Consider the following 6,605-nt stretch of genomic DNA (forward strand, 5'->3'; position numbering starts at 1 on the left):
AGGGTTTTCCCCATTTTTAGGTGGTCAATTACCTAATTTTCAGGGAAAAAGTCCCTAAATTTTCCCACCGAACAATCCAATGGCTGGCACTTTTTGATTTCAAAAAGACCAAAAGATATTAGCCAACAAGGTTTTTATATTTATGCAGCAGTCTCTCAATAATATTGACAACAAATAGAGTTTTTTAACAAATATGCAGCCACCAAAATTAAGCTTAGGAACCAGATTATTTTTATCCCATCTCCTCGTTATGGTGGTGGGATTGAGTAGCTTTATTATCATTGCTAAATTATCTTCTCCGCGAATGTTTGTTTTGCGTTTGGAACAGTTAGAAAGGCAGGGATTTTTTACCGTGCGATCAGCGAGAACTTTCTTGGTTAGGGGTTTTGAGACAGCTTGGGATAGTAGTGCCATTTGGTCATTCATTGCGGGAGGAAGTACGGCTGGTTATCTGAGTTTTTTGGTTTCTCAACGCATTATGAAACCGGTCAAACAAATGAAACAAATCACTAAAAATTTTGCTGAAGGGGATTTATCGGCGCGAGTTCCAGAAAGCGAAATCCCAGAATTAAATCAATTAGCCATCAGTTTTAATCAGATGGCGATTAGTTTAGCCGATGTGGAAAAACGGCGCCAGGAATTAATCGGTGATCTTACCCACGAATTACGCACCCCTTTAACTGTGGTACGGGGATATTTAGAAGAATTAGCCGATGGTGCGATCGAACCTAATCCAGAACTTTATCAGAAATTAGTGAAAGAAACCCGCAGGTTAGAACGTTTAACCCACGATCTACAGGAGCTATCGCGAGCGGAATCTGGTTATCTCTCGATTAAACTGCAACCTGTTAATTTATTACCTTTGTTAAATTCTCTCATCGAAAAATTTGCCGATCAATTATTAGAAGATGGGCCGACTTTACAGTTAGATTGTCCCCCCAATTTACCATCTGTCATGGCCGATCCCGATCGCCTCGAACAAATCTTAGTTAATCTGCTCGGTAATGCCATTCGTTACACCGATAATGGTGCAATTACCCTGCAAGTGACAAGGGACAAAAATCGCCTACAAATTGCCGTTATCGATACAGGAATTGGCATCGCAGCAGAGGATTTACCCTTTATTTTCGAGCGCTTTTGGCGGGCCGATCGTTCTCGTTCCCGTTATTCTGGGGGTAGTGGTATTGGTTTAGCGATTACCCGTCGTTTAGTGGAATTACACCAAAGTCAAATCGAGGTGGAAAGTGAATTAGGTAAAGGCAGCACTTTCCGTTTTTCCCTAGCAATATCGGCCAATTTTCAGTGAACAGTGAACAGTAATCAGTAATCAGTAAACTGAAAACTCAGATCTGATAACTGATCACTGATAACTGATCACTGATTAAATGCCGTGACTTTTGCCGATCACCCAATGACGACGGAAGAAGCGAGCGAGCGAGGTTTCTTCTAAGGATAAGTAAATCGGTCTTCCGTGGGGACAGGTGCGGGGATTACGGGTATTTTGCCAATCATCGAGTAAATTCTGCATTTCTTTTAAACTTAAAGCTGTACCGTTGCGGATAGCACTCCGGCAAGCGGTAGCAACCTGAGCGGTTTGTAAATCCCCCCCTAAACTTAATTCTAGTAAAGCATCAGCCCGATCCTCGCGTTCTTTGAGTAGAACAGGAATACTACGAATTGCCCAAGAGCGATCGCCAAAACTAGCAATTTCTAATCCTAAACGTTGTAATTGTTCGATTTGTCGAGTAGTTAACTGATTTAAGATGATCGGAGTATCTAACGGCACGATTTCCCAGTTATCCTCTAAACGTTCGTACAAAACCCGCTCATGGGCAATATGTTGTTCGACTAACCATAATCCGTGAGGATGTTCGGCAACTATGTAAGTTTGGTGAATTTGGGCTACTGCCTTTAATTCCAGCCGATTTTTCGGGGATTTCTCCCCTATTGTATAGGTGCTTTTTTCTTCGGCAGCCTTGAGAATTTGACTGACGCGCTGATTTTGCGCTTTTTCGGGTATATGTTCGGGATTTAGTCCTAACGCCTTGTCTATGGCTGAAATTATCTGTTCTTGCCAAAAAATGAGGTTATGCAGGTATATTTCCGCTTTGGCTGGGTGACGATTCCAATCGATCGAACGAGGGTTAAGATGTAGATGGAGAAAACAAACGGGATAGCGATCTTTAGGGACTGTGCGAGCGAAAGCTTCAAATATTGCCTGTTCTAACTCCGATGAGCGCACCATTCGCCCATTAACAGCAATTCTAACCCAATCTGGTTGATGGCGAGAAATGCGATCGGGCAAACCAATGACCAATTCAATTTGAGCAGATTCTGCGTCAGGAGTCGTTAAGTCAAGTTTTAGGGATGCTAAATCGTTCAAATGCAGAGATTTAACTAATTGGGGTAATATTTGACTGGCATCCTTACCCGGACTAATGCGTAACCAATCTTGATGATCTTGAAAAACCTGCCAAGTAATTTGGGGATGACAGAGAGCAAAATTATGAATTAAAGTCTGTATATCCTTTAATTGTTTGTTAATTGACGGTAAAGCTTGACGACGCACGGGAAAGTTACCAAAGAGATTCTCTACCGTGACGATAGTACCGATAGCTATAGGAATCGTTTCTAAATTACCCGGCTCGCCTTGGTGATTGTAAAGACAATAACAACCTAAATCATCGTCATGGCGACTGGCAACCCGCAGATGCGCCACCTGTGCGATACTGTGCAAAGCTTCACCACGGAATCCGAGACTGGTAATCTGCCACAGATCGTCCCGTTGGCGGATTTTGCTGGTACTGTGGGCATAGCTACACAGTGGCAAATCTTCTCTAGACATTCCCCTGCCGTTATCCGATACTTGTATTCGCCAGTTTTGGGGAGATATATCGATGGTAATCCTATCTGCCCCCGCATCAATGGCATTTTCGACTAATTCTCGCACCACAGCGCCTAAAGAGTCGATTACCTCTCCTGCGGCAATTAAATCGATTACGTCTTGGGGTAAAACTTGTATGGGCAAGGTCATCAATTAATGGTTTTAGCCAAGGGCAAACTCGGTATATTGTCGCACAGGGGGCCCATGGTAAGCTAAAACGATGTCTTGTTTGGGGACTCCCCTAGCTACCAATTTATCAGCGATCGGTGCTGCCGTGCCGTCCTGCTGCACTCAGATTTTATTATTAATAATATCAACCTGAATTATACAGCCATAAATGCGCGTGATGCTGTCCCTGCAACCCAGATGAACCAAGAGATAAAGAGCCGGTTCGGTATCAAAAACTGTTTCAGTTTTGACGGGATCACTAGGCGCTCTCAGTAGGGAATCTGATTTTTGTGAATTACTGTTTGAAAGAGTCCCCGACCGAGAAAATATTGATAGAGTATTGATTAGGAGACTAGGAAAAATTCAACTTTAAGAGGATTGTCACTGATGACAGCAGTTACCGAGAATGATCTGAAAAGGTTAGAAGATTTAATCGTTAGCGGACAGAAAGCGATCGAATCCCGACTAACAGCGATCGAGTCCCGACTGACAAACCTAGAAAATGGACAGAAAGCGATCGAGAACAGTCTAGGAGAAATTAAAGGAATATTAAGGCCTTAGATGCCAAAGTTACGGGACTAGAAAAGCGGGTTGACGATCTCAACGCACGAGTCAACATTACGACCATTGGATTCCTTAGCATTGTCGGCATTTTGGTGACAGGAATGCTGACTATTGCCAGCAAAACAGTCTTTTTCCCCTAGTCCCTAGAATGATACTAAATCCTGTGTAAAAGGTATAGGAGAGTAGGTGAGTGCCAAAGCACTGGAGCGGGGAAAAACAATCGATAACTTGGCAGTTAATCATACTATTAAAAACGGATTTGGTGTAAGACGGCCTAAATAAGTCGATATATGGTTCTGCTCGCTGTCTATGCCGGGGAGAAATCCCTCTGGCATTTCTCCAGTGCGGAATGTAGGCTAAAAATTGGCCCGGTCAGGAAATCTTGATGTTAAATTCCCGAAAAATTGCGCTAGGATCGGCTTCATAGCACAGGAAAGGCGATCGAGTGGGATAACCGATCCTGTGGCTTGAGAAGGTGACTGTATAATTGTTAGAGTGTCAATAGATCAATTCCAGAGGAATCATGAGCAATATCCAAGATAAAATTCAAGAAGAGCTAGAAAACGCCAGAGCCGTCTGTAGTACGGAAGGTGCCACCTCTGGCGAATGCGCCGCCGCTTGGGATGCGGTGGAAGAATTACAAGCAGAAGCCGCTCACCAACGTCAGGACCACCCCCAAAAAACCTACTTCGAAAATTATTGTGATTCTAATCCCGATGCCGCCGAGTGTCGCATTTATGAAGATTAATGCAGTCAGGCAGCGGTTTTTTCTCTCCTCACAGTAGAATCCTAGCTTTAGGGCGATCTCGGCTATAAAGAGATCGCCCCTCGTTTTTTTGTTTGTTGGTCAAGCTGTGGCCGATTTTGGCTCCTGCGTCCGAAGACAGTAAAATATTGACAGTGTAATTATGTCTGAATAGTTTATGAATCAACTTTGGTTTCGTCCTCTCGTTTGGATAGATTATCGTTTAGCCGTCCTATTTACGGTGATTATTCCGGCAATTTTGTTAATTTGGTCTTTATTTGCAAAAATCGAATCATTACAAAAATTGTTGATTATCTATTGGCGAGTGGCTAGTCTTTTATTAATTACTGTATATTTAATGATCGCTTCCTGGCCGATTGGTTTTGTCACCAGTTTTTTAGCTAAGATTTTAATCCCGATTTCCCTCTGGTTTTGGGTGGATATTAACGATGAAATTAAAGATTTACCCTCCAGTCCAATTAAATTTGTCACCACTGCTTGGCGTTGGGCAGTAACGATTTATTGTCCTTTGGGCGCAATTTCTACCTTACCTTTTCTCTCCTGTGCTATGTCAGGGGAATTGCTAAATTCTCCCTATTGTCAAGTTTGGCAGGAAGCACCTTGGCAGTTTCGCGAGATTTTTCATTCAGAAGCTACCGCTAATGTTTTGGGCTTTTTTGGTTTAGTTGGTCTCTCTTTTTATACTCTCTATTTTGCCCATTTTCTTCTTATTCGCCTTGGCAAACAGGGACGTTCAGCTTTACAATAGGAGGTCTTTAGCTATCGATAATTAGCCATTTTTCTATGAATATTGGTAAACAACTCGAACAATACACCCTCAAAAATCCCCAAGAGGTTTTATTAGTGACTATTGCTGTGGATGGGGAGGAGGAAGAAATCTCTATTTTTAAGGGTTTTTCTAGTTCTCTTACTCGCAGCACCCCCTACGATCCCGATATTCCGATCATTCCTGAAACGGCGACAATTATTAAGATAGATCGTCTTGTTAGTCCCTATCATCCCCTTAATCCTCGCTATATCCAAGAAAATCTTAGCTTAGAGGAAATGCAATTTTTACTGATTAATTGAACGGGTAATTTTGCTTGGATAATATCAGCACCCATCTCGATGGATTTAACAGCTTTTATTTACCTTCCACAAACCTTGTCTAGATAGACAAGAGGTAAATTTTGCGGCGTTTTATGGTAAAATTACCGGGGAACGATAATCTCTGCCAGCATTCAAGCTGTCAAAGTGGATTTCGTCCCCGGTATCGATCGAGAACAATCAAAAAACTGGAGAATAATCTGGAGAATCTATGCAACTTAAACAATCTAACCAAGAACTGTTACAAATTGAGTATTTAGCCACCGGTGCCACGGGAGAAAACATGGTTAAAGATGATGGCAAAGATGTGATTGAAGGATTAACTAAAACCCCCAAAAGTTTACCATCTAAATATTTTTATGATCGGCAAGGTTCCCAACTTTTTGAAGCAATCTGTCAATTACCAGAATACTATCCCACTAGGACAGAAGCGGCTATTATTCAAGAATATGCTCAAGAAATTGTCGCCTATACAGGTCCCTGCGAATTGATCGAATTAGGTAGTGGTAGTTCCACTAAAACTCGTCTGTTATTGGACGCTTACTATCAGCAACAAAAATCCTCTAAATATGTACCTATCGATGTTAGTGAAACTATTCTCCAAGCTAGTGCCATAGAATTACAAAAAGAATATCCTAATTTACTTATTCAGGGGTTAATTGGAACCTATGAACAGGCCCTAGCCTATTATCAAAATGCTTCCGATAATACCAGAATGATTTTTTTCTTGGGAAGTTCGATCGGTAATTTTTCTGCGGCTGAATGTGATAAATTCTTAGAAGAAATTACCACTGTCCTCAAAGCTGGAGATTATTTTTTATTAGGGATTGATCTCCAAAAACCAGCGGCAATTTTAGAAGCAGCTTATAATGATGCTCAAGGGGTGACAGCCGCTTTTAATTTAAATATGCTTTCCCATTTAAATTGGCGTTTTCAAGCTGATTTTAACCTTGATTTATTTAGTCATCAAGCTATCTATAATCAAGACAAATCCCAAATTGAAATGTATTTAATTTGTCAAAAAACTCACCATGTTCATCTGAAAAAACTCGATTTAACAGTTAATTTTCAAGCGTCGGAAAGTATTTTGACAGAAATCTCGCGTAAATTTAACCTAGAAACTATGCAAAAAGACCT

6 protein-coding genes and 2 pseudogenes are annotated in these 6,605 nt (G+C 41.5%); 6 read left to right on the forward strand and 2 right to left on the reverse strand.

The features are described 5' to 3' along the window. The first annotated feature begins 193 nt into the window (after positions 1–193). Positions 194–1,306, forward strand: a complete 1,113-nt coding sequence (locus PX636_RS02715; protein WP_288116151.1) for a sensor histidine kinase — start codon at positions 194–196, stop codon at positions 1,304–1,306. Positions 1,307–1,381: 75 nt separating this feature from the next. On the opposite strand, the gene mutL is transcribed toward PX636_RS02715, so the two are convergent. Together mutL and PX636_RS22570 are read right to left on the reverse strand one after the other, a co-directional pair. After that, positions 1,382–3,034, reverse strand: coding sequence for a DNA mismatch repair endonuclease MutL (gene mutL, locus PX636_RS02720; RefSeq protein WP_288116152.1), 1,653 nt, complete (start codon positions 3,032–3,034; stop codon positions 1,382–1,384). A 12-nt stretch (positions 3,035–3,046) separates the two neighbouring features. Further along, positions 3,047–3,259, reverse strand: a pseudogene (locus PX636_RS22570) (element excision factor XisI family protein). 180 nt (positions 3,260–3,439) lie between these two features. Between PX636_RS22570 and PX636_RS02725 the strand changes: the two are divergent. The 5 genes and pseudogenes from PX636_RS02725 to egtD form a co-directional block, all read left to right on the forward strand. Next, positions 3,440–3,756, forward strand: a pseudogene (locus tag PX636_RS02725) (DUF4164 domain-containing protein). Between the two features lie 383 nt (positions 3,757–4,139). Next, on the forward strand, positions 4,140–4,364 hold the full coding sequence (locus PX636_RS02730) for a Calvin cycle protein CP12 (RefSeq protein ID WP_002781201.1): 225 nt from the start codon (positions 4,140–4,142) through the stop codon (positions 4,362–4,364). Between the two features lie 175 nt (positions 4,365–4,539). Next, entirely contained in the window at positions 4,540–5,130 is a 591-nt protein-coding gene (locus PX636_RS02735) for a DUF3177 family protein (RefSeq protein ID WP_004162903.1), read from the forward strand. Positions 5,131–5,165: 35 nt separating this feature from the next. Continuing rightward, entirely contained in the window at positions 5,166–5,450 is a 285-nt protein-coding gene (locus tag PX636_RS02740; RefSeq protein WP_288116153.1) for a DUF7734 family protein, read from the forward strand. Positions 5,451–5,679: 229 nt separating this feature from the next. After that, the coding region (gene egtD, locus PX636_RS02745) for an L-histidine N(alpha)-methyltransferase (RefSeq protein ID WP_288116154.1) at positions 5,680–6,605 on the forward strand (926 nt) is incomplete at its 3' end.

It is taken from the genome of Microcystis sp. M53598_WE2 (genome assembly GCF_030067735.1).
In the GTDB taxonomy this organism is placed as follows: Bacteria; Cyanobacteriota; Cyanobacteriia; order Cyanobacteriales; family Microcystaceae; genus Microcystis; species Microcystis aeruginosa.

What these genes read in the sequence shown, in the direction of transcription:
- PX636_RS02715 (WP_288116151.1), top strand. Translation starts at nt 194, where the DNA reads ATGCAGCCACCAAAATTAAGCTTAGGAACCAGATTATTTTTATCCCAT.
- PX636_RS02735 (WP_004162903.1), top strand. Translation starts at nt 4,540, where the DNA reads ATGAATCAACTTTGGTTTCGTCCTCTCGTTTGGATAGATTATCGTTTA.
- PX636_RS02740 (WP_288116153.1), top strand. Translation starts at nt 5,166, where the DNA reads ATGAATATTGGTAAACAACTCGAACAATACACCCTCAAAAATCCCCAA.
- mutL (WP_288116152.1), bottom strand. Translation starts at nt 3,034, where the DNA reads ATGACCTTGCCCATACAAGTTTTACCCCAAGACGTAATCGATTTAATT.
- PX636_RS02730 (WP_002781201.1), top strand. Translation starts at nt 4,140, where the DNA reads ATGAGCAATATCCAAGATAAAATTCAAGAAGAGCTAGAAAACGCCAGA.